The sequence below is a fragment of the Sodalis sp. RH22 genome, from assembly GCF_047324165.1.
In the GTDB taxonomy this organism is placed as follows: domain Bacteria; phylum Pseudomonadota; class Gammaproteobacteria; order Enterobacterales; family Enterobacteriaceae; genus Acerihabitans.
Map to the genome: position 1 here is coordinate 2004394 of NZ_CP178731.1, position 24947 is coordinate 2029340.

26 protein-coding genes are annotated in these 24947 nt (G+C 55.1%); 12 read left to right on the forward strand and 14 right to left on the reverse strand.

Annotated features, from left to right (window positions below; genetic code table 11):
* Complete coding sequence (locus ACL2XN_RS09075; RefSeq protein WP_410015764.1) at positions 1 to 1065, reverse strand: rhodanese-related sulfurtransferase; 1065 nt, start codon at positions 1063 to 1065, stop codon at positions 1 to 3.
* 164 nt (positions 1066 to 1229) lie between these two features.
* On the opposite strand from ACL2XN_RS09075, the gene ACL2XN_RS09080 reads away from it, so the two are divergent.
* From ACL2XN_RS09080 to mdtG, 3 genes are all read left to right on the forward strand, one after another.
* Complete coding sequence (locus tag ACL2XN_RS09080; protein WP_413722425.1) at positions 1230 to 2327, forward strand: NADH:flavin oxidoreductase/NADH oxidase; 1098 nt, start codon at positions 1230 to 1232, stop codon at positions 2325 to 2327.
* 179 nt (positions 2328 to 2506) lie between these two features.
* Positions 2507 to 3427 (forward strand): Kdo(2)-lipid IV(A) acyltransferase, encoded by a 921-nt coding sequence (locus ACL2XN_RS09085; protein ID WP_410015766.1) that lies wholly within the window; start codon positions 2507 to 2509, stop codon positions 3425 to 3427.
* Between the two features lie 230 nt (positions 3428 to 3657).
* Positions 3658 to 4884 (forward strand): multidrug efflux MFS transporter MdtG, encoded by a 1227-nt coding sequence (mdtG, locus tag ACL2XN_RS09090; RefSeq protein WP_410015767.1) that lies wholly within the window; start codon positions 3658 to 3660, stop codon positions 4882 to 4884.
* A gap of 9 nt (positions 4885 to 4893) precedes the next feature.
* Here mdtG and ACL2XN_RS09095 read toward each other — a convergent pair whose 3' ends face one another.
* Positions 4894 to 5301, reverse strand: a complete 408-nt coding sequence (locus ACL2XN_RS09095; RefSeq protein ID WP_413722424.1) for a hypothetical protein — start codon at positions 5299 to 5301, stop codon at positions 4894 to 4896.
* A gap of 309 nt (positions 5302 to 5610) precedes the next feature.
* On the opposite strand from ACL2XN_RS09095, the gene ACL2XN_RS09100 reads away from it, so the two are divergent.
* Entirely contained in the window at positions 5611 to 5991 is a 381-nt protein-coding gene (locus ACL2XN_RS09100; RefSeq protein ID WP_410015769.1) for a MysB family protein, read from the forward strand.
* A gap of 45 nt (positions 5992 to 6036) precedes the next feature.
* Here the strand turns inward: ACL2XN_RS09100 and ACL2XN_RS09105 are convergent, their stop codons facing one another.
* The 5 genes from ACL2XN_RS09105 to ACL2XN_RS09125 form a co-directional block, all read right to left on the reverse strand.
* Positions 6037 to 6267 (reverse strand): YceK/YidQ family lipoprotein, encoded by a 231-nt coding sequence (locus ACL2XN_RS09105; RefSeq protein WP_410015770.1) that lies wholly within the window; start codon positions 6265 to 6267, stop codon positions 6037 to 6039.
* A 43-nt stretch (positions 6268 to 6310) separates the two neighbouring features.
* Positions 6311 to 6943, reverse strand: coding sequence for a hypothetical protein (locus tag ACL2XN_RS09110; protein ID WP_410015771.1), 633 nt, complete (start codon positions 6941 to 6943; stop codon positions 6311 to 6313).
* A 189-nt stretch (positions 6944 to 7132) separates the two neighbouring features.
* Positions 7133 to 9652: a glucans biosynthesis glucosyltransferase MdoH gene (gene mdoH, locus ACL2XN_RS09115; protein ID WP_410015772.1), complete on the reverse strand. Its 2520-nt coding sequence runs from the start codon at positions 9650 to 9652 to the stop codon at positions 7133 to 7135.
* Positions 9645 to 11213 (reverse strand): glucan biosynthesis protein G, encoded by a 1569-nt coding sequence (locus ACL2XN_RS09120; protein ID WP_410015773.1) that lies wholly within the window; start codon positions 11211 to 11213, stop codon positions 9645 to 9647. The genes mdoH and ACL2XN_RS09120 overlap by 8 nt, the downstream gene beginning before the upstream one ends.
* A 424-nt stretch (positions 11214 to 11637) precedes the next feature.
* The gene (locus tag ACL2XN_RS09125; RefSeq protein ID WP_413722423.1) at positions 11638 to 13074 is read right to left on the reverse strand and encodes a phospholipase D family protein; all 1437 of its coding nucleotides are present in this window, start codon (positions 13072 to 13074) and stop codon (positions 11638 to 11640) included.
* Between the two features lie 253 nt (positions 13075 to 13327).
* Between ACL2XN_RS09125 and ACL2XN_RS09130 the strand changes: the two genes are divergently transcribed.
* Positions 13328 to 14518, forward strand: a complete 1191-nt coding sequence (locus ACL2XN_RS09130) for a beta-glucosidase (protein WP_413722422.1) — start codon at positions 13328 to 13330, stop codon at positions 14516 to 14518.
* Positions 14519 to 14611: 93 nt separating this feature from the next.
* Here ACL2XN_RS09130 and ACL2XN_RS09135 read toward each other — a convergent pair whose 3' ends face one another.
* From ACL2XN_RS09135 to ACL2XN_RS09145, 3 genes are all read right to left on the reverse strand, one after another.
* Entirely contained in the window at positions 14612 to 14794 is a 183-nt protein-coding gene (locus ACL2XN_RS09135) for a hypothetical protein (RefSeq protein ID WP_410015776.1), read from the reverse strand.
* Between the two features lie 29 nt (positions 14795 to 14823).
* Positions 14824 to 14964: a hypothetical protein gene (locus tag ACL2XN_RS09140; RefSeq protein WP_410015777.1), complete on the reverse strand. Its 141-nt coding sequence runs from the start codon at positions 14962 to 14964 to the stop codon at positions 14824 to 14826.
* A gap of 172 nt (positions 14965 to 15136) precedes the next feature.
* Positions 15137 to 15319 carry a DUF2158 domain-containing protein gene (locus tag ACL2XN_RS09145; RefSeq protein ID WP_410015778.1) on the reverse strand — a complete coding sequence of 61 codons (183 nt, stop codon included), beginning with the start codon at positions 15317 to 15319 and terminating at the stop codon, positions 15137 to 15139.
* Positions 15320 to 15688: 369 nt separating this feature from the next.
* Between ACL2XN_RS09145 and ACL2XN_RS09150 the strand changes: the two genes are divergently transcribed.
* Positions 15689 to 16147, forward strand: coding sequence for a tail fiber assembly protein (locus ACL2XN_RS09150; protein ID WP_410015779.1), 459 nt, complete (start codon positions 15689 to 15691; stop codon positions 16145 to 16147).
* A gap of 59 nt (positions 16148 to 16206) precedes the next feature.
* Here ACL2XN_RS09150 and ACL2XN_RS09155 read toward each other — a convergent pair whose 3' ends face one another.
* Both ACL2XN_RS09155 and ACL2XN_RS09160 read right to left on the reverse strand, forming a co-directional pair.
* Positions 16207 to 16902, reverse strand: a complete 696-nt coding sequence (locus tag ACL2XN_RS09155; RefSeq protein WP_413722421.1) for a phosphohydrolase — start codon at positions 16900 to 16902, stop codon at positions 16207 to 16209.
* A gap of 270 nt (positions 16903 to 17172) precedes the next feature.
* Positions 17173 to 17499, reverse strand: coding sequence for a hypothetical protein (locus ACL2XN_RS09160; protein WP_410015781.1), 327 nt, complete (start codon positions 17497 to 17499; stop codon positions 17173 to 17175).
* A 232-nt stretch (positions 17500 to 17731) separates the two neighbouring features.
* Here ACL2XN_RS09160 and ACL2XN_RS09165 point away from each other — a divergent pair, with 232 nt between their 5' ends.
* Positions 17732 to 18898 (forward strand): L,D-transpeptidase family protein, encoded by a 1167-nt coding sequence (locus ACL2XN_RS09165; protein WP_410015782.1) that lies wholly within the window; start codon positions 17732 to 17734, stop codon positions 18896 to 18898.
* A gap of 663 nt (positions 18899 to 19561) precedes the next feature.
* Complete coding sequence (locus ACL2XN_RS09170) at positions 19562 to 20302, forward strand: carbonic anhydrase (RefSeq protein ID WP_410015783.1); 741 nt, start codon at positions 19562 to 19564, stop codon at positions 20300 to 20302.
* Between the two features lie 574 nt (positions 20303 to 20876).
* On the opposite strand, the gene ACL2XN_RS09175 is transcribed toward ACL2XN_RS09170, so the two are convergent.
* A complete protein-coding gene (locus ACL2XN_RS09175; protein ID WP_413730704.1) occupies positions 20877 to 21029 on the reverse strand; it encodes a hypothetical protein in 153 nt (50 codons plus the stop codon).
* 1542 nt (positions 21030 to 22571) lie between these two features.
* A complete protein-coding gene (locus tag ACL2XN_RS09180; protein ID WP_413730705.1) occupies positions 22572 to 22697 on the reverse strand; it encodes a YgdI/YgdR family lipoprotein in 126 nt (41 codons plus the stop codon).
* A 269-nt stretch (positions 22698 to 22966) separates the two neighbouring features.
* On the opposite strand from ACL2XN_RS09180, the gene ACL2XN_RS09185 reads away from it, so the two are divergent.
* The 4 genes from ACL2XN_RS09185 (at position 22967) to ACL2XN_RS09200 (ending at position 24655) form a co-directional block, all read left to right on the forward strand.
* On the forward strand, positions 22967 to 23290 hold the full coding sequence (locus ACL2XN_RS09185) for an I78 family peptidase inhibitor (RefSeq protein WP_410015785.1): 324 nt from the start codon (positions 22967 to 22969) through the stop codon (positions 23288 to 23290).
* An 80-nt stretch (positions 23291 to 23370) separates the two neighbouring features.
* On the forward strand, positions 23371 to 23502 hold the full coding sequence (locus ACL2XN_RS09190; RefSeq protein ID WP_413730706.1) for a helix-turn-helix transcriptional regulator: 132 nt from the start codon (positions 23371 to 23373) through the stop codon (positions 23500 to 23502).
* 546 nt (positions 23503 to 24048) lie between these two features.
* A complete protein-coding gene (locus ACL2XN_RS09195; protein ID WP_410015794.1) occupies positions 24049 to 24252 on the forward strand; it encodes a DUF4160 domain-containing protein in 204 nt (67 codons plus the stop codon).
* The gene (locus ACL2XN_RS09200) at positions 24242 to 24655 is read left to right on the forward strand and encodes a DUF2442 domain-containing protein (RefSeq protein ID WP_410015795.1); all 414 of its coding nucleotides are present in this window, start codon (positions 24242 to 24244) and stop codon (positions 24653 to 24655) included. The genes ACL2XN_RS09195 and ACL2XN_RS09200 overlap by 11 nt, the downstream gene beginning before the upstream one ends.
* Positions 24656 to 24947: the final 292 nt, after the last annotated feature.

Genomic DNA, 24947 nt, shown 5'->3' on the forward strand with positions numbered 1-24947 from the left:
TTAACGGCCGCCGTTTTCCTCAGGCCGATCCTCGGGCCGGGTCAACGATAAACGCTGCCGCGATTTATTAAAGATTTTCATCCCGTTCTCGCGGCCCGCACGCCGCGCCCGCTGTTCTTCCGGCGGCAGCGCCAGTTCGTCGCGGCAGATGGGGCTGCAGCAGCCTTGATAACGTTGCGCGCAGTCCGGGCATTGGATAAACAACAGATGGCACCCCTGGTTCCTGCAGTTAACATGGGTATCGCAGGGCGCCCCGCACTGGTGGCAATGGGCGATGACATCAGGCGTAATACGCTCGCCAAGGCGCTCGTCGAAGACAAAATTCTTGCCGGTGAATTTCAGCGGCAAGCCCTGCTCCCTGGCCCGCCGGGCGTACTCGATGATGCCGCCCTCCACATGATAGACATTGGCAAAACCATGATGCCGCATATAGGCGCTGGCTTTTTCGCAACGAATGCCGCCGGTGCAATACATGACGATATTTTTGTCTTTGTCCTTTGCCAGCATCTCTACCGCCCTCGGCAACTGCTCACGGAAAGTATCCGAGGGGATCTCGATGGCGTCCTGGAAATGGCCGACCTCATATTCATAGTGGTTGCGCATATCGACAAATACCGTTTCGGGATCGCCGGCCATGGCGTTGACCTGCTCGGCATTCAGGTAATGGCCGACATTGGATGGGTCAAAGGTCGGATCGCTGATGCCGTCGGCAACGATGCGTTCCCGAACCTTCATGCGCAGCACCCAGAAGGATTTGCCGTCATCATCCAGGGCAATATTCAGCCGCAGCCCGTCCAGCGACGCATCGGCGGCATACAGGGCGGTTTTAAAGGCGGAAAAGCGATTTTGCGGCACGCTGACCTGGGCATTTATCCCTTCAGCGGCGATATAGACGCGGCCAAACACGCGCAACCCCGTCATGACTTGATACAAATCATCACGGAAGGCCCGCGGGTCGGCAATACGAAAATATTTGTAAAAAGAGAGAGTAACGCGCGGCTCGGTTTCGGCCAGCATCAGCGCCCTGAGCTCGTCGTTCGATACGCGGTTATGTAACACTGGCATGGTGTACTTTCCTGTCGCTGGGGAAAAAAAGCATTTATCGTTGGTTTAAAAGCACATTAACTTGCTAACGTTACATAATACCATGGTTATGACATAACAAATCGCCATTATAGCGAACATTGTTAATCAAATGTTTATTAGGGTTACTATATAGAGGCAATGCAATGAGCCAGCTTTTCTCCCGCTATGACATCGGCCGGCTTACCCTGGCCAACCGCATCGTTATTGCGCCGATGTGTCAATATTCCGCCGATGAAGGCAAGGCAACCTCCTGGCATCAGATTCACCTGGGGCACCTGGCGCTGTCCGGCGCGTCCCTGCTGATCGTGGAAGCCACCGCCGTCGCGCCCGCGGGGCGCATATCACCGCGGGATCTCGGCCTCTGGGACGACGGTACCGAACAGGCGCTGGCGGACGTGGTAAAAACCGTCAGGCAGCATTCGTCCATCGCGCTGGGGATACAACTGGCTCATGCCGGGCGTAAGGCGTCGACCCGGGTCCCCTGGGAAGGCGGGGACAATATCCATCCCGACGCGGGTGGCTGGCAAACCTTGGCGCCATCCGCCCTTTCGTTCGCCGCGTCCGACTTTCCACCGCGGGCCATGACCGGCGATGACATCGAGGCGCTGAAAGCCGATTTTGTCGCGGCGGCCCTGCGCGCGCAGCGCATCGGCTTTGACCTGATTGAGCTACATGCGGCCCATGGCTATCTGTTGCATCAATTTCTCTCGCCGCTCGCCAACCGGCGTACCGATCAATACGGCGGCAGCCTGGAGAACCGGCTGCGCCTGACGCTGGAAGTATTCCAGGCGGTACGCGCGGCGGTAGCCGCCGATATCCCGGTGGGCGTGCGTATTTCCGGCTCCGACTGGGTGGACGGCGGATGGGATATCCAGCAATCCATTGCGTTGGCCAGGGCGCTGCAAGACCTGGGCTGCGACTACATCCACGTCTCAAGCGGCGGATTGTCGCCGCAGCAGAAAATCCCGGTCGGTCCCGGCTACCAGATTCCCTTTGCCCGGCAGATTAAAGAAGCCACCGGCATGAATACTATCGCGGTCGGGCTTATCACCGAACCCGAGCAGGCGGAAGCCATTGTCGCCACCGGCGAGGCGGATATGATTGCCCTGGCGCGCGCCGTACTTTACGATCCCCGCTGGCCCTGGCATGCGGCGGCGAAACTCGGCGCCAAGGTCCACGGCCCCAAACAGTACTGGCGCAGCGAGCCGCATTATGTGAAGGATTTATTTCTCAAGGAATAACCCGGCGGCACAGCGCCGTATGCCCGGCGCAACATGTGCTCACTTGAGAAAATTTAACTTTGTTTGCCGGGCTGTTTATTTCCCCTTTTTGAAAAAGATGCCAGAATAAAATGTAGTATGGCGGAAATATCGTCTTTGGCCGGTAATTCCGCTTTTTACACCTAAGATGCCGAGATCCCATGACACATATTCCAACTTTTAACCGTTCTTTGCTGCATCCCCGTTATTGGATAACCTGGGTTGGCATCGGCCTGTTATACCTGGTGGTATTGTTGCCCTATCCGCTGCTTTATCGTCTCGGCACCAGCCTGGGGCGCCTGTCGATGCATTTTCTCAAGCGCCGCGTCCATATCGCCAGACGCAACCTCGAGCTCTGCTTCCCCCATCTTTCAGGTACGGAAAGAGAAGCGCTGCTCATCAAAAATTTTGAATCCGTCGGGATGGGCCTGATTGAAACCGGCATGGGGTGGTTTTGGCCCGACTGGCGCGTCAAGCGCTTATTTCACGTGTCCGGGTTGGAAAATATCGATCTGGCCCGCCAGCATAACAAAGGGGTACTGCTAATCGGCCTGCATTTTTTGTCCCTGGAGCTGGGCGCGCGCATCTTCGGCATTTACAATCCCGGCATCGGCGTCTATCGCCCCAACAACAACAAGCTGATTGATTGGCTGCAAACCTGGGGGCGCATGCGCTCCAATAAATCAATGCTGGACCGCTCGGATGTCAAGGGCATGATCCGCGCCCTGAAAAACGGCGAAATTATCTGGTACGCGCCGGATCATGACTACGGCCCGAAAAGCAGCGTCTTCGCGCCGCTGTTTGCCATTGAGCAAGCGGCGACCACGTCGGGCACCCATGTGCTGGTCAAACTCGCCAAACCGGCGGTTATCCCTTTTGTGCCGCGGCGTTTACCGAACGGCCGGGGCTATGAGCTGCTTATCCTGCCTGATGAGGACGCCCTGCCCGTTGACAGCGACGTGGCCACGGCGACCCACATGAATAAGGTGCTGGAGCAGGCCATCCTGCTGGCGCCCGAGCAGTATATGTGGCTCCACCGCCGCTTCAAGACCCGGCCGCCGGGCCAGCCGTCGCTATACTGACGGCGAAGCGGCGGCGCTGTCCGGACACCCGTTTTACCCGCGGGCGTTGCGGCTGCCAAGGACGCCGGGCGCGGCGTTTTGCCCCCGCCGGATGGTGCAAAACATGCCCCGCAAATTGCCCCATGCCCCGTTTGAGCGCATACTTTCACGCTACTGCTCAATTCCCGGCGAGAACGCCTTCGTGCCCTGTCAACGTATCTGACCGCCGTTATCTTTGTTATTAGGATGTTATGACGCCGGTACCGGAACCCATCAACTGGAAACGTAATCTGTATATTGCCTGGCTCGGCTGTTTTCTCACCGGCGCCGCCTTTAGCCTGATCATGCCTTTTTTACCGCTCTATGTTGAAATGCTCGGCGTAACCGATGCCCGGGAACTCAATATCTGGTCGGGGGCGGTATTCAGCATTACTTTTCTGTTTTCGGCCATCGCGTCCCCGTTCTGGGGCGCGCTGGCGGACCGGAGGGGACGTAAGCTGATGTTGCTGCGTTCGGCGCTGGGCATGTCGATCGTGATGGTGCTGATGGGCATGGCGCAGAATGTGTGGCAATTTTTGATCCTGCGGGCGCTGCTGGGCCTGTTGGGGGGATTTGTGCCCAACGCCAACGCTCTTATCGCCACCCAGGTGCCGCGCAATAAAAGCGGGTGGGCGCTGGGCACGCTCTCCACCGGCGCCGTCAGCGGCGCGCTGATTGGCCCGCTGATAGGCGGCCTGCTGGCGGACCATTACGGCCTGCGGCTGATATTTTTTATCACTGCGCTGGTCTTGTTTATCTGCTTTATCACCACGCTTATCTATGTGCAGGAGCGCTTCACGCCGGTGCTGAAAAAGGACATGCTTACCGCCCGGCAGGTGTTTGCTTCGCTGAAAAAACCCCGCCTGGTGCTGAGCCTGTTTGTCACTACCATGATTATCCAGGTGGCCACGGGTTCCATCGCGCCCATCCTGACGCTGTATGTCCGCGAACTGGCGGGCAATATCCAGAACCTGGCGTTTATCAGCGGACTGATTGCGGCGGTACCTGGCGTGGCGGCCCTTATCAGCGCACCGAGACTGGGACGCTTGGGTGATAAAATCGGTCCGGAGCGGATATTGATCGCCATGCTGGGGCTTTCCATCGTACTGCTGATCCCGATGGCATTCGTGCAGTCTCCCCTGCAATTGGGAATACTGCGTTTTTTGCTCGGCGCCACCGACGGCGCCCTGCTGCCCGCGGTACAGACCCTGCTTATCTATAACTGCACCAATCAGGTCGCCGGCCGGATATTCAGCTATAACCAATCTTTCCGCGATGTGGGCAACGTCAGCGGCCCGCTGATCGGCGCCGTCGTCTCCGCCAGCTACGGCTACCGCGCGGTATTTTGCGTAACCGCGCTGGTGGTGTTGTTTAACGTGGCCTATTCATGGTGGAGTTTGCAATACGGCCCGTCCCGCATACGCATACCCGGTGAATAACGCCGGCGCTTAGCCGGCTGACGCCGGCGGCGTATCCGCGGCCGGATGAGGCCCCTTGTCCATAGGATGTTCGGGTACGCGCTCCACCGAAACCCGCACCCGATAATGGCCGCCGTTGGCCGCCGGTAAAATGCCGTTAAGCTTTTGCAGGGTGTCGGCCGGGTTATCGGTTTGCACCGCCGCGCAGAACAGTTCCCCGCCGCGGCAGAAGCCCGGCTCATGCGGCGGCAGCCGGCCCGGGGGCTGGAATAGCATCGGCACCGGATAACCCGCGCCCGGTCCTTCCTGGTGCATGGCGGCGGCAGGCCCCTGGTCCGGCGCCGCGGGCGCGGCCAGGACGGAAAAACTCAGCGCGGCGACAGTGCAGGCCAGAGCGGGCAGCGCGGCGCTTAACAATGATTTACGGCTAGCAGACATGCTTTTTACTCCTTAGGACGATTCCAGCCTTTACTGTAGCGCGTGCCGGTCCGCCGCAAAGCCTTTCCCGCCCGTTTTTGCCAAACCTTTACCTAACCTTCACATTTCATGCAGTGTCTTACACCCCGTAATGCCTCCATTACGCGAACCGTTGCGTGTCGCCGTAGCGTTTTCCCCGTCGTTGACCCGCTAGCAAAGATTGATATCCATTCCGACTTGAAAGTTTCCAGACTGCGACAACAATTACTGTTAGGCCCGAACAGGGCGAGGCGACAGTCAGACCACACCGACGATCACAGGAGAGCCATAATGAGCATGTACGCAACTCTGGAAGAAGCCATCGATATGGCGCGGGAAGAGTTTATCGAATCTTCCCGTGAAAACAGCAATGACGATGAAGACCCTGCGGTACATCAGTTCAGCCTGCAAAAATATATCATGCGGGACGGCGAGATTATGTGGGAAGCTGAATTTATGGCCGATGAAAACGAGGCCGCCGAGGCCCTGCCGTTTCGCATCGGTGAAGCCGCCCAGGCGATTTTCGACGGTGATTTCGACGAAGCGGAGCTGCGCGCCGAATGGCAGGAAGAAAACACGCTGCACGAATGGGACGAAGGTGAGTATCAGTATGAGCCGTCATTGGACACCGAGGAGGGACAAACCGCCGCGGACGAGTGGGAGGAACGTTAAACCCACGGCCAAGCCCGCGGGGAAAATCCATCGGCGGCGCGGCGTCTAGCGATAGGGGCCGTGCCGCATATCCACCGGCAGCAATATCGTGTCCACCACCATCGACAGCGGCAAATCGATGATGGTGATATATTTCCAGGGCGTATCGCGCAAATCCCACTGCACGCCGGGGTAATATTGATGGCCGTGGCCTTGCCCCGGAAACGTGCGGCTGATGATGCTGCCGCAACCGGTCAGCAGGAACAGGACTAGCGTTAACAGCAAAATCCTACCCATAGCGAAGTGTCATCCCTGTAGAGCCGTTAGCGGGCGGCGGGTGTTATACCGGCCGGTGAGGCTCGGCACGGCCGGATCGCTGTTTATCCACCGTATAGGATAGGGTCGCCAGCAGGCACAGGCAGTAGCCGAACAGTTCGCTACCCTCCTCCACGGCATTTTTTATCGCACGCAGGTAATTCTCATCCAGCAACGAGCGCCAAAGCTCGCCGATGCCCATCAGGCGCGAGAATACCAGCACATTCAGCAGGCCGGCGCAAACCAGGCCATAACTGGGATGTCCGAAATATCCCGCCAGTCCGCGCAGCGCGCGTTTAGCATCCGCGGCGGCAAAGGCCAGGCAAACCAGCGCAATCGCCGTGGCCACCCAAAACCACGAACCGTGGCGGATGGCATCAAAGGCGAAATCCATTTCACGCACCAGCATACAGGCAAAGAACCCCGCCACCAGCAGGCTGCTGGCGCGTAACGCCGGATTGCGCATCAGCCACAGGTGCAGGGCGACGATGGCCGCCAGCACCAATTCCTGGGCGACTTCGGTCAGGGAGGACTCCTTGACGATATCATGCAGGAAGTGGAGATCGATAAACAAAAATGACGTAAACGCCGCTACCACCGCCGCATATAAGACAAAGGAGCCCATTTTTTTGAGTATAAACAACATGTCGTATTGCATCAGGCGCCCCGTTATTCCGCAAAGGCCAAAATTTTAGCGGCGAGCGGCGCCTTCCGAGTAGCAAATAATGCTAACGCCGTCTTATTTTTGCCCGATGAAACCGCCGGTTACCGTAACAGGCGTCATCGCCGTTATCAGGACAAAAAAAAACCGCCCATCAGGGCGGCTTAAGTATAGGACGGGAAGACGTTAACTTTTCTTCCAGGCCAGCCAGGTTTCCGGCCGCGACCATACGCGCAAATGCAGACGCGACAGGACCACCGGATCGCTTATCACGGCCAGGCGCTGCGGACCACTCATGGCGTCGGGACCGCTTTGCAGGGCCAGTTGCACATGCTCGTCACGCACGCGCTCGATAGCCTGGCTGATACCGTGCCGCGCAGTGGCCATTCCCACCGCCAGGGCATTGTAAGCCGGATCGACCACCGCATGGCGGAAACCGTCGGCCAGCGCCCGCGCCTGGTTGCGCCGCAAATAGGTTTCGGTATCGACCAGTTCCTTCGGCGGCGAGTATTCCTCGGGGATCAGGAACAGGCTGACGCGCTGTGAGGCCAGGCCGAGATTGGCCCGGCTGGAGAATACCGACACCCAAGGCGACAGGATCAGCGAAAACACGATGGGCGACAGCCACCAGAGAAAACGCAAATCCAGCCAGGCCATGCCGCTGGCCCATACCAGCCCTAACAACATCTGAGGACCGTGGCGTACAAAGGATTCGCTCCAGGGCGTGGCGTCATCGTCACGCTGCGGGGAGTTCCACTGTACCGACCAGCCCAGGAAGGCGCTGACCACGAATACGGTATGGAACAGCATGCGCACCGGGGCCAGCAGCACGGAGAACAGCATTTCCAGCAGCATCGAGCAAAACAGGATAGCCGCCCCGCCATACTCCTTGGCGCCCTTGGCGATGATTAAAATAACGCTGAGCAGCTTGGGCAAAAACAACAGCACCATGGTGGTGGAGAACAACGCCACCGCCAGTTCAGGCCGCCATTGCGGCCACACCGGGAACAGCTGGCGCGGCTGGAGAAAATACTGCGGCTCCATCAGGGTATGCACCACCTGCAGCGCGGTGGACAGCGCCAGGAACATAAACCACAGCGGCGCCGATAAATAGGACATGACGCCGGTCAGGAATACAGCCCGGTGAACCGGATGCATGCCCTTCACCAGGAACAACCGGAAATTCATCAGGTTCCCCTGGCACCAGCGCCGATCCCGCTTAAGTTCATCCAGCAGATTGGGCGGCAGTTCCTCGTAGCTGCCGGGCAGATCATAAGCTATCCAGACCCCCCAGCCGGCACGCCGCATCAGCGCTGCCTCGACAAAGTCGTGCGACAGTATCGAGCCGGCAAAGGAGCCTTCACCCGGCAGCGGCGCCAGGGCGCAATGCTTGATAAAAGGCTCGACGCGGATAATGGCGTTATGCCCCCAATAATGGGACTCGCCCAATTGCCAGTAATGCAGCCCGGCGGTAAACAGCGGACCGTAGACCCGGGTGGCGAACTGCTGGCAGCGCGCGTACAGCGTGTCCATGCCGGACGCCTTCGGCGCGCTTTGGATAATGCCGGCGTTCGGATTGGCTTCCATCAGCCGCACCAGGTTGGTCAGGCAACCGCCGCTCATAACGCTATCGGCATCCAGGATCACCATATAGCTGTATTGCTTGCCCCAGCGGCGGCAGAAGTCGTCAATGTTGCCGCTTTTACGTTTTACCCGGCGGCGGCGGCGGCGGTAGAATATGCGGCCGAATCCGCCGGTTTCCTGGCAGAGTTCCATCCATGCTTTTTGCTCGGCGATGCAAATGTCGGCGTTATAGCTATCGCTCAGGATATAAACGTCGAAATGCTCAATCTGTCCGGTCGCTTCTACGGATTCGTAGGTGGCGCGCAGACCGGCGAACACACGCTCCACGTCCTCGTTACAGATGGGCATGATAAGCGCGGTACGGTGCTTGGGATTGAGCGGTTCGTCGCCGGTGGTGCTGGCGGAAATACTGTATTTGTCATGGCCGATCAGCAACTGCAGAAACCCCATAAGGGCGGTCCAGAAACCGGCCGAAACCCAGCAGAATAATATCGCGAACAAGATCAGGATGCCGCTTTGCAGGATATACGGCAGCAGTTGCAACAGCGATCGCAGCCAGTCCTGGTTCAGCATATCCATCGGATCGATCAGCGCCCAGCCCTGATAAGGAAGAATAGTCTTCATATACCATGTGGCGATGGCGGTCTGGAACAGCGTCAGCGCCAGCAGGATATAACGGCGTATCGTCCCTACCCGGCGCCAGTTGCCTTCTTCGCGGGCCGCTTCCTGCTTGTGGCGCGGCGCACGTGTGTGGCCGCGCATCGCGTCCCAATAGCGCACGATGGGGTTGGTCAGCCAGGGTTCGGGAAACATCGGCGTGCGGGTAATGGTGGGCATGGCCTTGATGGCGGTGCGCCCCTGGCTATCCTCCACCACTACATCGTCGCGGCTGGCGGCGTCCGGCCAGGCCATTTTCAGCCTGGACTTTACCGAGTACAGCGCCGCGTTGTCTTCATCTGCGGGAAGGTCGATACCGGGGGCGGAACCCCCGAGATCAACATGCAGGGATGCGAGGGAATGACTGCCATCCGGCGGCACCTGTGCGCGCAAAGTGCCTTTTTGCTCGGCAGAAAGGGGCAAAGCCTCGATATAATCGAGGCCGGGTTCAGTTAAATTATTCATTGGCAGGTAGCAAGTAGCTCCAGGTTTCGGTCAATGTCTTATCGCCGTTCACCAATGCGGCGCGCATCTCGGTGGGTTGTTTTTCATCTTTCACGCGCAGGCGCAGTGTCAGACGCCAGCCGTGCGTCACTGAATTATAGCGGACATTGTTTTCGACCACTTCGGCATTATCGCCCACGCTGATTTGCGAGGCCACCGGGGTATTGTCTGGCAGATCCCGCAATGGCTGCCCGACAAAATCCACCTGGAACGCGGTGGTGCCGTCCGGCTGGCGAATCAGGTTGGACTGCTTGACATCCCCGGCGGAACGCAGGGTTTGTTTCACATAGGCGAACTCGGGAGTGTGGATTTTATCCTCATCGCGGGAAAAGTGCATCCGGTAGGCGATATCAAAGGGTTTGCCGACTTCCGGCAATTTTTCCGGGGTCCAGAATGCCACGATATTGTCGTTGGTTTCATCGGCGGTGGGAATCTCCACCAGTTCAACGTGCCCTTTGCCCCAGTCACCGTGCGGTTCAATCCAGCCGCTGGGACGCAGATCATACCGATCGTCCAGATCCTCATATTCTGAGAAAGAACGGCCGCGCTGCAATAAACCGAATCCGCGCGGGTTTTCCACCTGGAAAGTGCTGACGGACAAATGCTTGGGATTATTCAGCGGGCGCCAGATCCATTCGCCGTTACCGGCATGGATGGACAACCCGTTGGAATCGTGCAGCGCCGGACGATAGTTCATGGTCGGCGAAGGCTGGTTAGGTCCAAATAAAAACATGCTGGTCAGCGGCGCCAGGCCCAGCTTGCCCACTTTATCACGCAGGAAAACCCTGGCCTGCACATCGACGCTGGTATCGCGTCCCGGATAGATGACAAACCGGTAAGCGCCGGTGGCGCGCGGTGAATCCAGCAGGGCGTAAAGCACCAGGTGTTTATCGTTCGCCTGCGGCCGTTCAATCCAGAACTCACGGAAACGCGGGAACTCCTCGCCCGAAGGCAACGCGGTATCAATGGCCAGGCCGCGGGCGGATAACCCATAGACCTGCCCTTTGCCGATAACGCGGAAATAGCTGGCGCCCAGCATGCTGGCGATTTCATCGCTCTTGTCGGCCTTATTGACCGGGTAGAGGATCTTAAACCCGGCGAAACCCAGGTTCTTCACCAGTTCGGGATCATGATTCACCGAACCAAAGGTAAACAGGTCCGGAGTATATTTAATCTCGGTGACTGCGGAGGACGTCACTTCGTTGATTTTTACCGGCGTGTCGAAATACATCCCCTGATGGTAAAACTCCAGTTTGAACGGGGTCTGCTGATCGTGCCAGTATGACTTTTCATGATTGAATTGAATCTGCTGGTAATCAGCAAATTTCATTTCACGGAATTGAGAAGGCAAATTGCTTTTAGGCGCCTCATAACCTTTACCAGCCAGTTCCTGCGCTTGTTTAGCCACATCGTCAATAGTAAATGCCCATGAAGGCAAAGCGTATAACGACAACAACACCGTTGCTCCCAGCAAACGGAGACTCGCTTTGGGTAACTTGACGAAAAATTTATTATTTGGCACATCCCCCCCTATGCGTGTGCTCTTAATCATTCAAAGCAATTTTAATTGATAAATCACTTCTCGGACAGCACGGTACAGCGATCGTTCCTCACCTTTCCCTTACCGGGTCAGCGTTTGATCAATAGGCTATAAAGCAAGCTCATCTACCGGTAAAAGATAGTCTAAAACAGCACATTCCAACAATCGGTACCGCCCGCTGATTTTACCTGACCCACCAGCGGGGGGTTAATCATTTTTGACATAAACGCAAAGTTATTAAAAAAAGAGGACCTTAAAGCCGCTGAATGCCCCTTAACCGGGGAAAAGGCGCGGGCGGCCTTTCCCACCGACCGCGCCCTGGCGGCAAATTATTTTATTTCACCGGTTTTATAGGAAAAATCTTATTACATTGTATTAGCCATATTGGCCGCTTTCCGGCTGCCGATTATAATAGCCAATCGACCGGCAAATGATAAAGCGCGCGAATAAGCCAGCGCTCCACTATATTGGTGGCCGGTTCCCGCCGGTGAATCACCTCGCGCTCCTCTTGATATTCGCGCCAATACATTTTTCCCTGTTCATCCAGGCAAACCTGGTACGCATTCTGGCGCAGGGTGCCGATAAACAAGCGGTGTATGGTTTCGGCCAGCTCTTCGCTGCCGATAACAAAGCCCATTTCGGTATTGAGCATGGCGGAGCGGGGATCAAAATTAAATGAACCGACAAAAACCTCCCGGCTGTCGACGCTAAACGTCTTGGCATGCAGGCTGGAGCCGGATTTACCGGTCAGGCCGCGGTCCCGCGGCTGGTGCTGTTCCGAACTGTTGCGTTTCAGTTCATACAGCTCGATGCCATGGGTCAGCAACGCCCTGCGCCATTTGGCATAACCGGCATGCACAATCGCCACGTCGTTGGCGTTAAGGGAATTGGTCAGAACCGCAATTTTCACCCCTTTGGCGGCGAGGGCGGCCAACTGCTCCACCCCGGCCCTGGTGGGCACAAAATAGGGTGAAATAATATCCAGGCGTTGTTCCGGTTCATCAATAACGCTTTTTATCCGGCTGGTGAGCAGGCCATGATCGGCAACCTGCCCCAGGGCTTTGGCCGGGTCGTCGCTGAGCAGCCGCGTCCTGGCCCAGATAAAAGGCAGGCTGCCGGCCTGCAGCTGGACAAAAAAATCCGCCCTCTCCAGTCGTTTGACATAACGTTCGGCGTGGGGATTTAAACTGATCTGTCCCATCATGCTGCTGATGCTGTTCTTGCCGCCCAGGCGGGAAGAGCGTACCGCGCGCGCCACAGGGCAAACCGAAGGGCAATCCCAATAGCGCTGGAAATCGCGTCCCACCTGCTCCACCACCGGCCCTATCGCAAGCACGTCGAGATCGGTAAACAACTGTTCGCCGCCGGCGCTGAAATAGGCATCGCCCACGTTGCGGCCGCCGATGATCGTGGCCTGGTTATCAACGGTAAAACTTTTATTATGCATGCGCCGGTTCAGGCGCGAAAAATCGGTCAGGTAGGAAAACGCCCGCACCGTGCGGGTCTGGAAGGCGTTGAACAGACGGACCTCGATATTCGGATGCTGGTCGAGGGCCAGCAAAATCTGGTCCAGGCCGCGGGTATTGTTATCGTCAAGCAGCAACCGTACCTTGACGCCGCGATCCGCCGCGCGCTGCACCACGCTATACATCAGCATGCCGGACATGTCCTTGTTCCAGATATAATATTGCAGATCCAGGGTCTGCTCGGCCAAATCGGCAAGCTTCATGCGCGCGGCAAAAGCATCCAGGCCGTCCGACAGCGGATAGATGCCGGATTGTTCGGGGTGGACGTGCGTCAGACGCGAAATGGCTTGGCCGATACGCGCGTTAAGTCGCTGCATAAAAAAAGCCCGAAGAAAAAGAAGAGGCCATAATACTCCATGTAGGTATAAAGGAAGACATTTCATCATAGCCGCGCCCCGGACAATTGCCCGCCCGGATGATAATGATGGTGGTTGTGCGCCCGCTAAGTTTGTAATGAGGATCGCAAAGTAGGCGATAGCCAGAACCTTATTGATCGTAACCTGTCTACTTTAAATGATATGTCGTACGGCCTCGGTAGGTAAAGGCTGTCATGGAAAGGGGGGAAGTCCGATGCAAGATCAAATCACGCATGAAATACCACCCATGTATAAACCGTCGCTGTTCCAAAGCTTTTTGCAGGGGGGCTTTGACTGCTCGACCGAGGTGCGCGGTGACGGGCGCCGCCTGGACCTGATTCTCTCCAGTGGCCATGAGATGCTGGCCGCGAAGGACTACGCGCAGCTGGCGGAACAGAACCTCACCACCGTGCGCGACGGCCTGCGCTGGCATTTGATCGAAGCGGTTCCCGGCCAATACGACTGGTCGAGCTTTTTGCCGATGCTGCATGCCGCGCAGGTGAACCATGTCCAGGTGATATGGGATCTGTGCCATTTCGGCTGGCCGGACCATGTCGATGTATGGCAACCCGACTTTGTCGAGCGCTTCGCGCGTTTTGCCGGCGCGGTGGCCGCGCGGGTGCGCGACGAAGGTATCGCGGCGCCCTGTTATACGCCGATAAACGCCATTTCTTTCCTCGCCTGGGCCGGCGGCGACATGGCGCATATTCAGCCCATGGCCGCCAATAAAGGCAAGGCGTTGAAAATACAGTTGGTCAAGGCGACCCTGGCCGCCATTGACGCCATTCGCGCGGTGGACCCATCGGCGCGCTTCCTCCAGCCTGAGCCTGTGGTGCATATCAACGCGCCCGAGGGCATGCCCGAGCAGGAATTGGATGCGGAAACGCTGCGGCTGGCCCAGTTTGACGTCTGGGATATGCTCAGCGGCAAACTGCGGCCGGAGCTTGGCGGCGGCCCTGGCTACCTGGATATTCTGGGCGTTAATTACCGCCCCGGTAACCAATGGTTCCACCAGGGCGGGGCCATCGATTTCGAAGACAGCCACTACCGGCCTTTCGCCACCATCCTGCGGGAAATCTCCCAGCGCTATCAGCGGCCGCTGCTTATCGCCGAAACAGGCGCGCAAAGCGATATGCGCGTACCCTGGATGCGCTATATCTTCGAGCAAACCGTCCTGGCCATGAAAAACGACGTGGCGGTGGAAGGGATTTGTATTTATCCGGTGGCGGACTACCGTAGCTGGAGCGGCGAGAAGCATCAGCCGTTCGGGTTGCTGGGCATGCAGGATGTCAACGGCTGCCGTTCGCTCTATGAACCCCTGGCGCTGGAAATTCGCAGCCAGCAGATACGCCTGAAAGGCCTGCTTGAAGATAGCCTGCCTGATGAGCGGGCCATGCCGGCCTGATGCAGGGGCGAACACGCATGCCGGCACGGCGCGTGGCCGGATAACCGGCTGGGCGCCCTTGCCGGCCGCCCCTTCCCGCCGGCAAGGGGCGGATTAAAGCGAAGATTCCGCCCGTGCGTTAGCGTTATAACAGGCGCCGGCATCCACCGCGGGGGGGTTATGCCTTACGTCATAAAAATAGGCGATGCCGAATAATACCGACACCACGATTAAGACCGATATTAACAACCCGATAATGGCGATCAGTTTGGTATCATCCAGACTGCTGTTTTCCATGTCTGTTCCCTCCATTTGCCGCTGCGGACTTAAATAATCCACAGCGTCACTACCATGACAAAGCTGATAAGCGTACCCGCTGCTATGGCCAGTACCGCAATCGCGAACTGAGCGTCACCCAGCGTTTCCCGATACGCCCTGTCGCGCTGAACAAAACGGCTCTTTTTCACACGGGTTTTTTATTCTACAGAATATTAACAAGAAGACCTGCCGGGGTAACCTGGCGGCAAACCGCTTATAAAATAAGCGAATCATTGATGCGATGCAAGGGACAACGTCCGCAGCGCCGCGTGAATTATCCGCGGGGCCGCGCCGGGTTGCGGCGCCGCGGACAGGCTGATGTCAGCAAACCCCGAAGTCGCCGTCTTCCTTATACAACGATAGCTCTTCCGGTTTGAACTGTTTCGCGTTCTCCACGCCGGAATCCATCATGCCGCAGAATACGATGCCGTTTTCTACCTTAACCACGCTCATTGCCGGTCCGCCTTTAATCGGCTGGACCACATCGCCGGTTTCAAAAGCCATATCACTCCTCCTCGCCCGTGGGCGGTTATCGGCCGGGCCGGGGATGGGCCAGGCCGGCTGCCTGTCCTTCCAGCGTACAAGCCATGATGGCATACGTCAAAGGCCCAAAGGGTAAAAGAAATTGAAGAGACACAAGCTCAACGCGAACGCCTTGCCCATATGGGTTAAAACCGCTGTTGCGCCTTACACATGCCTTATATTGGGAATGGCACGCTATAGTACTTTTTAAAATGAATTTTTTTTGCCGTGAATTTTTGATGACAAGTTGATAAATTAGCCCGATACTTAACGCCTATTCACTATTATCCGGTGATGCGGCGGGCCAGTAGCCTACCGCATAACGCAGCGATAACTGACCCTGACGACGCCATGATCCAGAAAAATAAATACTCAACCGATTTTGCCAATGCCAAGCTTGATAAACAGGGCATGGCGCTGCATTCCGGCTGGATTGTCGCGTACTGCGCCCATCCGGTGACGCGGGAATATCTTTGCGCCACCGTGGAACATCTCTGCGCCGGGGCGCGACTGCCCGCCTTTAGCTATCAGGACAAACCGGTATTGCCCGCAGCCAATATGGCGCTGGTCAGATCGCTGGACGGTAAGCGTTGGGAGGCGGTGGCCGATTTACGCGGCCAGACCGCTTATCGCATTAGCGACGGAGTGACGATCCGCATTGATTTCCTGACCGCGCTGCCGCCGTCAATGACGCTGCTGGCGCCGTTAAATAGCACCGATCGCTGGGATGGCGATAAATGGATCGATTCCAGCCTGCTAATGCCGCACCTGCCCAAGATCGTCAGTCGTCCTCCGTTACTGCTGAAATAGCGTTTCCCCCGGCGTCCGGCTCATGGCGAACCGCGCCGGAGAACCGGCGGCCCCGGGGGCTATGACCGCACACGAAAACGCGCCAGGGTCTCTTCATCCAACTGGTAGTACTCCCCTTTCAGCTCCGCGCACAGCTTACTCATAAACGTGACCAGATAATCAATGTTGTAGGCCGCCATTCTGCGCCCCATCTCCGTTTGCATGCTATCGGCCAGGGTCAGCAATTTGGTTTGGAAATGATCAAAGGTATAACTGGTATCGTCAAGCGGGCGATGCAGGGCCAGCGGGTCCTCCGCATGGAACAGGCCGCGGCCCAATTGCCCCGCCACATGAAATACCCGCGCCAGGCCGATGGCGCCCAACGATTCAAGCCGGTCGGCGTCCTGGACGATTTTCGCCTCCAGGGTCTCGGGCGTGATGCCCGCGCTGAAGCTATGGGCCTCGATGGCATGGGCTACGCCCGGATAAGCGCCGGCCGGAAAATCCGGAAAATGCTGAGCCAGGATCCTTATTGTTTCCCGGGCGGCTCGCCTGGACGCCAGATGACGATCCGGATGGTTTTTCGGCAGGTTGACCACATCATGAAAATAACACGCCGTTAGAACGGTTAATTCATCGGCGGCCGAGAGATGCATTATCTTCTGGGCGGTATGCCATACGCGGCTGAAATGAGCGAGATCGTGCGCTTTATCGTCTTGCGGAAAGTGTTTCTCCAAATACTCTTTAAACCGGCGTTCCCATTCGTGCAGTGCCATATTTCCTCCTGCCAGCTATTAGAAGCTTATTATATCCCGTGCTGATGCCTCTCCCGATGATTTCCCGCTCCAGGCCCGCCCGCTGCCGGGAGGCCCTGAGCCGTCGACCCACATCCTGTTTAATCGGGGGGTTAATAGTAATAAGCCACATCCGGCGCCGCGCTTCAAGCATTAAACTGAAGGAGCGCCGGCGCGCAATAACCGGATGTCATTGCCCAACCGCCAGTATCCGGGCGATAAAACGTCCCGCCATCGCCACGCTGTCCGCGTTCAGGCTATGGCCCAGCCCGGGCGGAATATGGGAGGTGACGTCCACGCCCAGTCCGCCCGTCCCGCCAGGCCATGTTCCGTCATCAGCCGGCTCAGGGTGGCATCGAATGCGGGCCTGGCCGCCGCTACCCGTTCCGGGCGATTTTGTTCCGTGACGCCGGTAATGCTGAACCATTGGCGGCCCGGTCCCTGTTCAAAAGAAAAAGGCGCGTCCGGCGCCGCAAACGCCGTTTCCGGCAGATTTGGCCGCCAGATGCCGCCCAACGGCGCCATACCGTCGCCTTGACTTCCCATGCCGTGCAGCATGATCACCACATGTTGGCTCATGGATAATGCTCTTATTTTCTCTGTAACCCGCTGTAAGAAAATAACAATATCCAAGGCGCGCGGGGCCATGTCCCAGCGCCGCGCCGCTTGCCGCCAGCAGACTGCTGTACCCAAGGTTACACATATTATTTCCCTCTTTGGCCGTTGTGAACATATAATGCCCATCCGGTCATCCGCGAGCCGGAATAAACTTTCCAATTACTGCCAGTGTGGCGATAACATCTGACTAACTATGAAAATGAATATGCGTGCAATCTTTACGGTAATTCTGGCAATGGCTGCCTTCAGTCACTCAGCCTTTGCCGTGGTATACCCTCTTCCGGCCGGCACCAGCCGCCTGGTAGGGGAAAATCTGGAAATAGCCATCCCCCAGGACAGCAAGTTACCGCTGGAGCATTTTGCCGCGCAGTTCCAGATGGGCCTGAGCAATATGATCGAGGCCAATCCGGGAGTCGACCCCTTCCTGCCGTTGCCGGGCAGCAAGCTGATTATTCCCCATCAATTGATTTTGCCCGATACGCCGCATGAGGGCATCGTGGTAAACAGCGCGGAAATGCGTCTTTATTACTACCCCAAAGGCACCAATACGGTAGTTGTATTGCCCATCGGCATCGGCGAACTGGGCAAAGATACGCCGGTTAACTGGGTGACCAGCGTACAGCGCAAGAAAAATGGCCCAACCTGGACGCCGACCAAGGCGATGCATGCGGAATACGCGGCGCGCGGCGAAACGTTGCCCGAAGTCTTCCCGGCCGGCCCGGATAATCCGATGGGTTTGTATGCGCTTTATGTCGGCCGCCTGTATGCCATCCACGGCACCAATGCCAATTTCGGCATCGGCCTGCGCGTGAGCCACGGCTGCGTACGTTTGCGTGCCGACGATATCAAATATCTCTTCGATCATGTCCCGGTCGGCACCCGGGTGCAATTTATCGACGAACCGGTTAAAGCGACCGTTGAACCTGACGGCACCCGTTATCTCGAAGTGCATAATCCCCTGTCTTCCACAGAAGAGCAGTTCAATTCTAACGAGCCGGTGCCCATTACCCTGCCGGTAAGCGTGAGCAAAGTGCTGGTCGACCAGGTCGTCAATCAGGATTTGGTTAATGCCGCCCTGCAAAATCGCGCCGGCATCCCGGTAAACGTATCTGCCGCCACAGCCACCCCGCCGGTGGTGATGCCAGTTGCCGCACCGGCGGAAAATACCCCGGCGGCGGCACCGGATTCCGCCCAAGGCTCCGGCGCATCGGCGTCCGGCGCCACGACGCCAGCCCCGGAGGCGGCGCCGGCGCCCATCACCGCGCCTGACACCAACACCCAGGCCGTCGCGCCCGACTCAGCCTCTGCGGCCACGACCGCGCCAGCAGGCCAAACCCAGCAGACCGGTACGATTAACTAAACCGCCCCGCGGCAACCCTGGCATGGACGCCGGGTTGCGCGCTTTTGCTTGCCCCCCGAAAACCCCTCGTTAACCACGTCGCTTTGCCGATGTTAATAAAACCTGCGCTGGATAATCGCGATGTCATCACTGCGGGTGAACATTGCCGGTAAATTTAATTTATGGATTAGTGGGAGAGAGATTAACCGCAAGCCAGGCGCGCGGCCCATAGCCACGCCGGCGCACAACCCCGCGGTGAATTGCCCCTTCATGCCTGTATCGGCACGGCGGCTCGCCGATAGCATCCTTTACCAATGGCTAAAGGTGAACGTTATTATAACTTAGGGTATAAATATATTGATTTCATTCATTGAAATTCAGAATAAAAAAAATTAAACATTAGAAAATAAAATCCAACAATAATATAAATGTAGCATTTAAATAAATTACCTTATATAGACAATATTCGTGACATACATTCCAATTAATAAAAAAACAACACAATGCGTTGTTTAAAAATGAAATCTTCATGAAATAAATGCGGTTATGACGTTATGATAATAACTTATTCGGTAAGGTTCATTTGCGTCCGTATTCAAAACGCAGTGTCACCCTGCCCGGGTAAAACCACTTTCATTTCACTTCACTCAGCCGTTGGGATTATCCTGGCTACAGGAGTTTATAATGCAAACCGATATACCGCATTCAGCCGAACCAGCTCGGCGCACCGTATTAAAACGCGCCGCGGGTCTTTCCGTTTTAGGGATAGCGGGCGTTGTAGGCATGGGCTTGCCCTCACTATCCTATGCAGCCGCATTGAGTAAAGCAGAGCGCGATAAGATGACCCCGGATCAAATCATCGAGGGTCTCAAGCAAGGCAATATCCGCTTTCAAACGGGGAAAGCGCATCAACATGACTACCTGGCGCAAAAACGCGCCAGCGCGGCTGGACAGTATCCGTCGGCGGTGATTCTCAGCTGTATCGACTCCCGCGCGCCAGCGGAAATCATCCTGGATACGGGCATTGGAGAAGCGTTTAACAGCAGGATCGCGGGCAATATTTCCAATGCCGATATTCTCGGCAGCCTCGAGTTCGCCTGTGCTGCGGCCGGGGCCAAAGTTATTGTGGTCATGGGGCATACTGCCTGCGGCGCGGTGAAAGGCGCTATCGATAATGTTGAGTTGGGTAACCTGACGGGTCTGCTGGATAAAATCAAACCAGCCATTGATAAAACAGAATATACCAAGGAGAGGGTGAGCAGTAATGATGAATTTGTCGATGCGGTAGCGGCGACCAACGTAAAACTCACTATTGAGGAAATCAGGAAAAGCGATATTCTTCATAAACTTGAGTCCGAGGGCACTATAAAAATCATTGGTTCCATGTATCACCTGAACGGCGGAAAGGTAGAGTTTTTCGCCTAACCTGTCGCTACAGCCCAGCCAGCGCCGGGCTGTTAGCATTTTTCGTTATTCGCGCGGTAAAAGAATACGCTCATTCATCAGCGCGTAAGCGGCCCCTAATTACAATTACTCATCATTAATACGCTAATTGCAATAGCATATATATCGTTAATATTCTTCTCATGTTTCTATTGCCGGTCTGGTTGCCATCCCGGCGCTACTTTTATTCAATAATCATTAAAATATAGCCAATTTAATTATGTTTAATAAATATTTAATCATTTTATGCGATTGTCTTACCGCATTCCTTTGTTTTATTTTGGTTTCCTACTGATTCCTTTGGCGTACGGGCATTTATGCCCGTTTTTTTATCCTGTCACCGGCTGTTGCTGGGTCATCCTGTCCGCCCCGAAACCCAAGCACAGGATTCAGCAGCTTCAAACGGGATAACTCTCCTCAAGAATTGTATGACAAATTAAGTATATGTGATGCACGTCACTATTTTTAGCAAAAGTTACTCATAAAATAGTGACAGATATCACAATTGAGCTAAGGAAAAATGATGGACATAACCCAAAAAACCGATGACGTATTATTACGCATCTGCTGGCTGTTTGTACTTGGCGGTATTATCTTTGGCGGCATCTTGTTTAAAATGTTTTGGTAGTTTGTTAATAAAAAGAATTTTTAGTGATCTATTATGCCGTCCCTTTTCAGCCTCTGGGATGTTTTGTTGATATATCGTCACGATTGCATCCTCTCAGGACAAATCGTGCGGCCGTAGCGTTGAAAGCAATACCCGCCTTGCCCGGCCTTTCCGCACCGGATAAGGTGACACTGACAAACGACCCGCAATCTGTTCGGTATAAGTGCTATGATTTGATCATTGCCACTTGCCAGGATTTACGATGAAATTACTCATCCTCCCCATTGCATTAAGCCTGCTACTGTTAACGGGCTGTAGTGGGGCTGCGGGCTCCTTGTTCAGAATCATTCCTGCGGATACCGACGTTTGTCCTCATGGCCACAACGTCTTTACCAATCAATGTAATCCTTAGCATTAACCATGATCAAGCCTGCCCGTCATTATTATGTAAGGCATGATCCTGTTTGCGCTGTATTCCGAGGGAAGCGGCAACTGCAGGGGAAGGCTCGCGCGGGGTAGCATCCGTTCGGGCGTGATGGATCCACCGAGCCATTGCCATGCAGTGGCGATATGATCCGGTTTCTTGCTATTTTTTTATGTATGTTTTCAATCTTCACAATACGGTGCCGATATAACAGAGAATTCATTCACTCAAGGTCATCAAGATGGCATATGCGGCGTTTGTGCTTATTGGGTCAGGAATCGGTCTAACAGTCATCATCTTTTTGATTTACAGAATAAAATCCATGACTGGTCACTTTGAATCCTATGAGTTTATCGACAAACGGACCAATCATGTCACTCTGCATATGAAGCCGTCGTCTATCCCGACCGATCCGAAGCACGCCATAAGGCTGATAAGATCATTTATCAGGACATTAGATTATTTGCATACCAACAATTACGCGCAGGTCAGTTTTTGTACGCATTTGCTTAACGAAAGGCGGGTTAAAAGCCTGAGCCGGATCTTAAGCAAGCATGGGTATTTTATCAGCCATACGTTTTGCCTTAAAACCTCAGTACGGCATCGCCGCATCACCTTCTGGACGACATTGTTATACAGCTGGAAAAGGATAAAGGTAGCCGACATGTCATGGGATATGACCATCAGGCTGAAATAGCGGCGGCAAATAACACCCATTTTCACCGTCGGCCGGCAATCGCATCGCCCGAAGCGCCATCCGCTGGCCCGAGTTAAAACAGCACTCTGTCCTGCTTTAGCCTCCAGGTCGCCTCTCCCGACCCGCTGACGGCATGCCGACGGCGCACCCCTGGTTATAGCCTGCCATGACGCCGCCTTGATTCTGGTAAATAAGTCACAGCACGTAGCGCGTTAATCAGCCATGATAAAGCGACTGACGCGAAGGGAGGTAACGACTATGCAAGTCAAATTCGATTGGCATATGTTTTTGCTCGGCTTATTCACGCTATGTGTTCTTATCGCCCTGGCGGTAGGCTGAGATGACGGCGGCTGCCGTAGCCTGCACATCGAGCCGGCGGCGGGAGAATGTATCCACCGCCGTCAGAAGGACACGATGTCCGGCGGTGTGCGGGCAATACTGGAGACGACGGCCACTTATCCTCTGACAACATCCGCGCCCACGGGACGGCGTCCATGTCCGCTACTCCCCCGGGGCTGGAGGGTCAATTAATCTTCAGCATCTGCTTAACATCATTTTTATTGCTCTGCTGTTCATTACCATGGGCATCGGTATAACGGATCATGCCCGTATCATTATCAATGTCGGGTTTACACTCGGTTACCATCATATGCCCGTCGTTAGTGCTGCGTGCGTAGCTACTTGAACTACCCCCAGCATGGTTGCGAGCACCATGCTGAATAAAATAAATAAAGCCTTATACATAGTACGCTTCTTTATTTGTTTAATTATTGAGTTAGCATAGAAAACCTGACGCAGTATTGATGCCCGCCCTGGTGCTAATCATGGCACTGATTAACCGAAAATAGCATCATCGTGCCGCACGCGAGCTTGCAAACTTGCGCCACGATGAAAAAAACCAATAAGGAGTGATTAAACATGAAACGGCGTACCGGACTTTGCATGCACACCACAATTTTTGCCGCGTTGCTTACCGCCTTTTCGCTTGCCGCCTGCAGCGGTGCGGAAAAATCAGCCGCCACGCAAAGCGCGGTCAAACCGCTTACCGCTGATGACACCTGCATGGCTAACAATTTCAGGAACCTGATCGGCAAACCCGAAAGCGTCCTGGACGGTATGCGTTTTTCAATGCCCATGCGCCTTATCAAGCCCGGCCAAGCCGTCACTATGGACTTTGATCCGAAACGGCTGAACTTTATGTCCAACAAGGAAGGCATCATCACCAGCGTCCATTGTTCTTGATATCAGTTCTCGCGGGCACTGCATGCCGCCCCGCCACCGCGCAACGGTTGGACAGCGGACATTCCGCGGTATCGCCGGAAATGGCGCTGAAACTTTCGGCGGTGCTTGGCAGCTCGGCGAAGTTTTGGCTCAATCTTCAAGATAATTACAGCCTTTGGGTAGCACAAAAAGAAGTCGATACCTCACAACTGCACCGATTGGTTGCAGCCTGATGACTGCGGTACTCTCCCATAGCTTCCCTGCACTTGTGTGTCTCGCGAGTAAAGATGCATGAGTAACCCGGTTAAACCTCGCTTATTTATCAACTCGACAGCTATTTTTGCAGGTCGCAGATCATTGGGACAAAGTGAGTAGCCTTAGTATTTTTATTTTGAAATGATATTATGAAAGCCAAACCCCAGGCATAAAAAACCGCCTATCGGCGGTATCAACCTGCTTTTCTACTTTGTTTTTATTACGAATTCCGTGTAGTACCCGGGACGGGACTTGAACCCGTACAGCCATAAAGCCGATGGATTTTAAAAACCTTCATAGCTTTATATAAATCAAGGCGTTGAATAAATACAGCACCTTATAAACCATCATATGGGTTTATCTGGGAGATTGCGGCGGCGGTAGTCATTATTCAGCGCTAAACTGCCATTCTCACTAGCGCATCCCGCATATTGCATTCTTACAAAATGCCATCTAAAATAACCCAAACGTTTAGGTTTAGGTTGCCCATGCCAACAATTTTCAGGTTTAAAGGATGGCGGGTGATGATTTACACCATGGATCATTTACCTCCGCATGTACATGTTATAGGAACCAATGGCCAGGTTGTTTTTGTTTTGCTAAAAGACAACATTGAGCTGAGAGAAATGATTGGCGTAAAACCTAAGGAACTCGCGGAGATCGAGAAGGAGCTTCTTAAACAACTGCCACAACTACAGTCAGCATGGGAGCAAATCCATGGCAACTAAAACACAAATCGATGCAGCCGTGCAGCGCGGCCAGGAAACGATGAATAGCCCGTTACGTGCCATTGCGGCCCGCTATGATGCCAAATCGCAACGCGTCATCGTAACATTAGTATCTGGTATCGAATTGGCCATACCGCCGGCGATTGTTCAGGGATTAAGCACTGCTAGCGCTGCGGAACTGACAGACATAGAGATTACGCCTCTGGGGAACGGACTTTACTTCCCGGCTATTGACGCCGATGTGTTTATCCCGGCGATAATGGATGGCTATACAGGAACCAGCAAATGGATGGCACGCGAACTTGGCCGCAAAGGAGGTTCCGCGACCTCCGAGAAGAAACGCGCTGCCTCAAAGGCGAATGGCAAGCTTGGCGGTCGGCCAAAAAAAGTAAACGTGGCTTGAATACCAGCGGATCATGGCGTCACCGCATGGCCTCCGTGGCGTTCAATCTTTGCAAAATCAGTGTATTCATCTAATATTTCAGGCGATATCATCGTCACAATAAATCAGCATTGTCAGGATGTAGTCATATTCTGGTTTTGGCGGCAAATCCCAGGCATAAAAAAACCGCCTATCCGCGGTATCAATTTGTTCATACTACTTTGTTTTTATTACGAATTCAGGCGTGGTACCCGGGACGGGATTTGAACCCGTACAGCCATAAAGCCGAGGGATTTAAAAACCCTCAGTATGA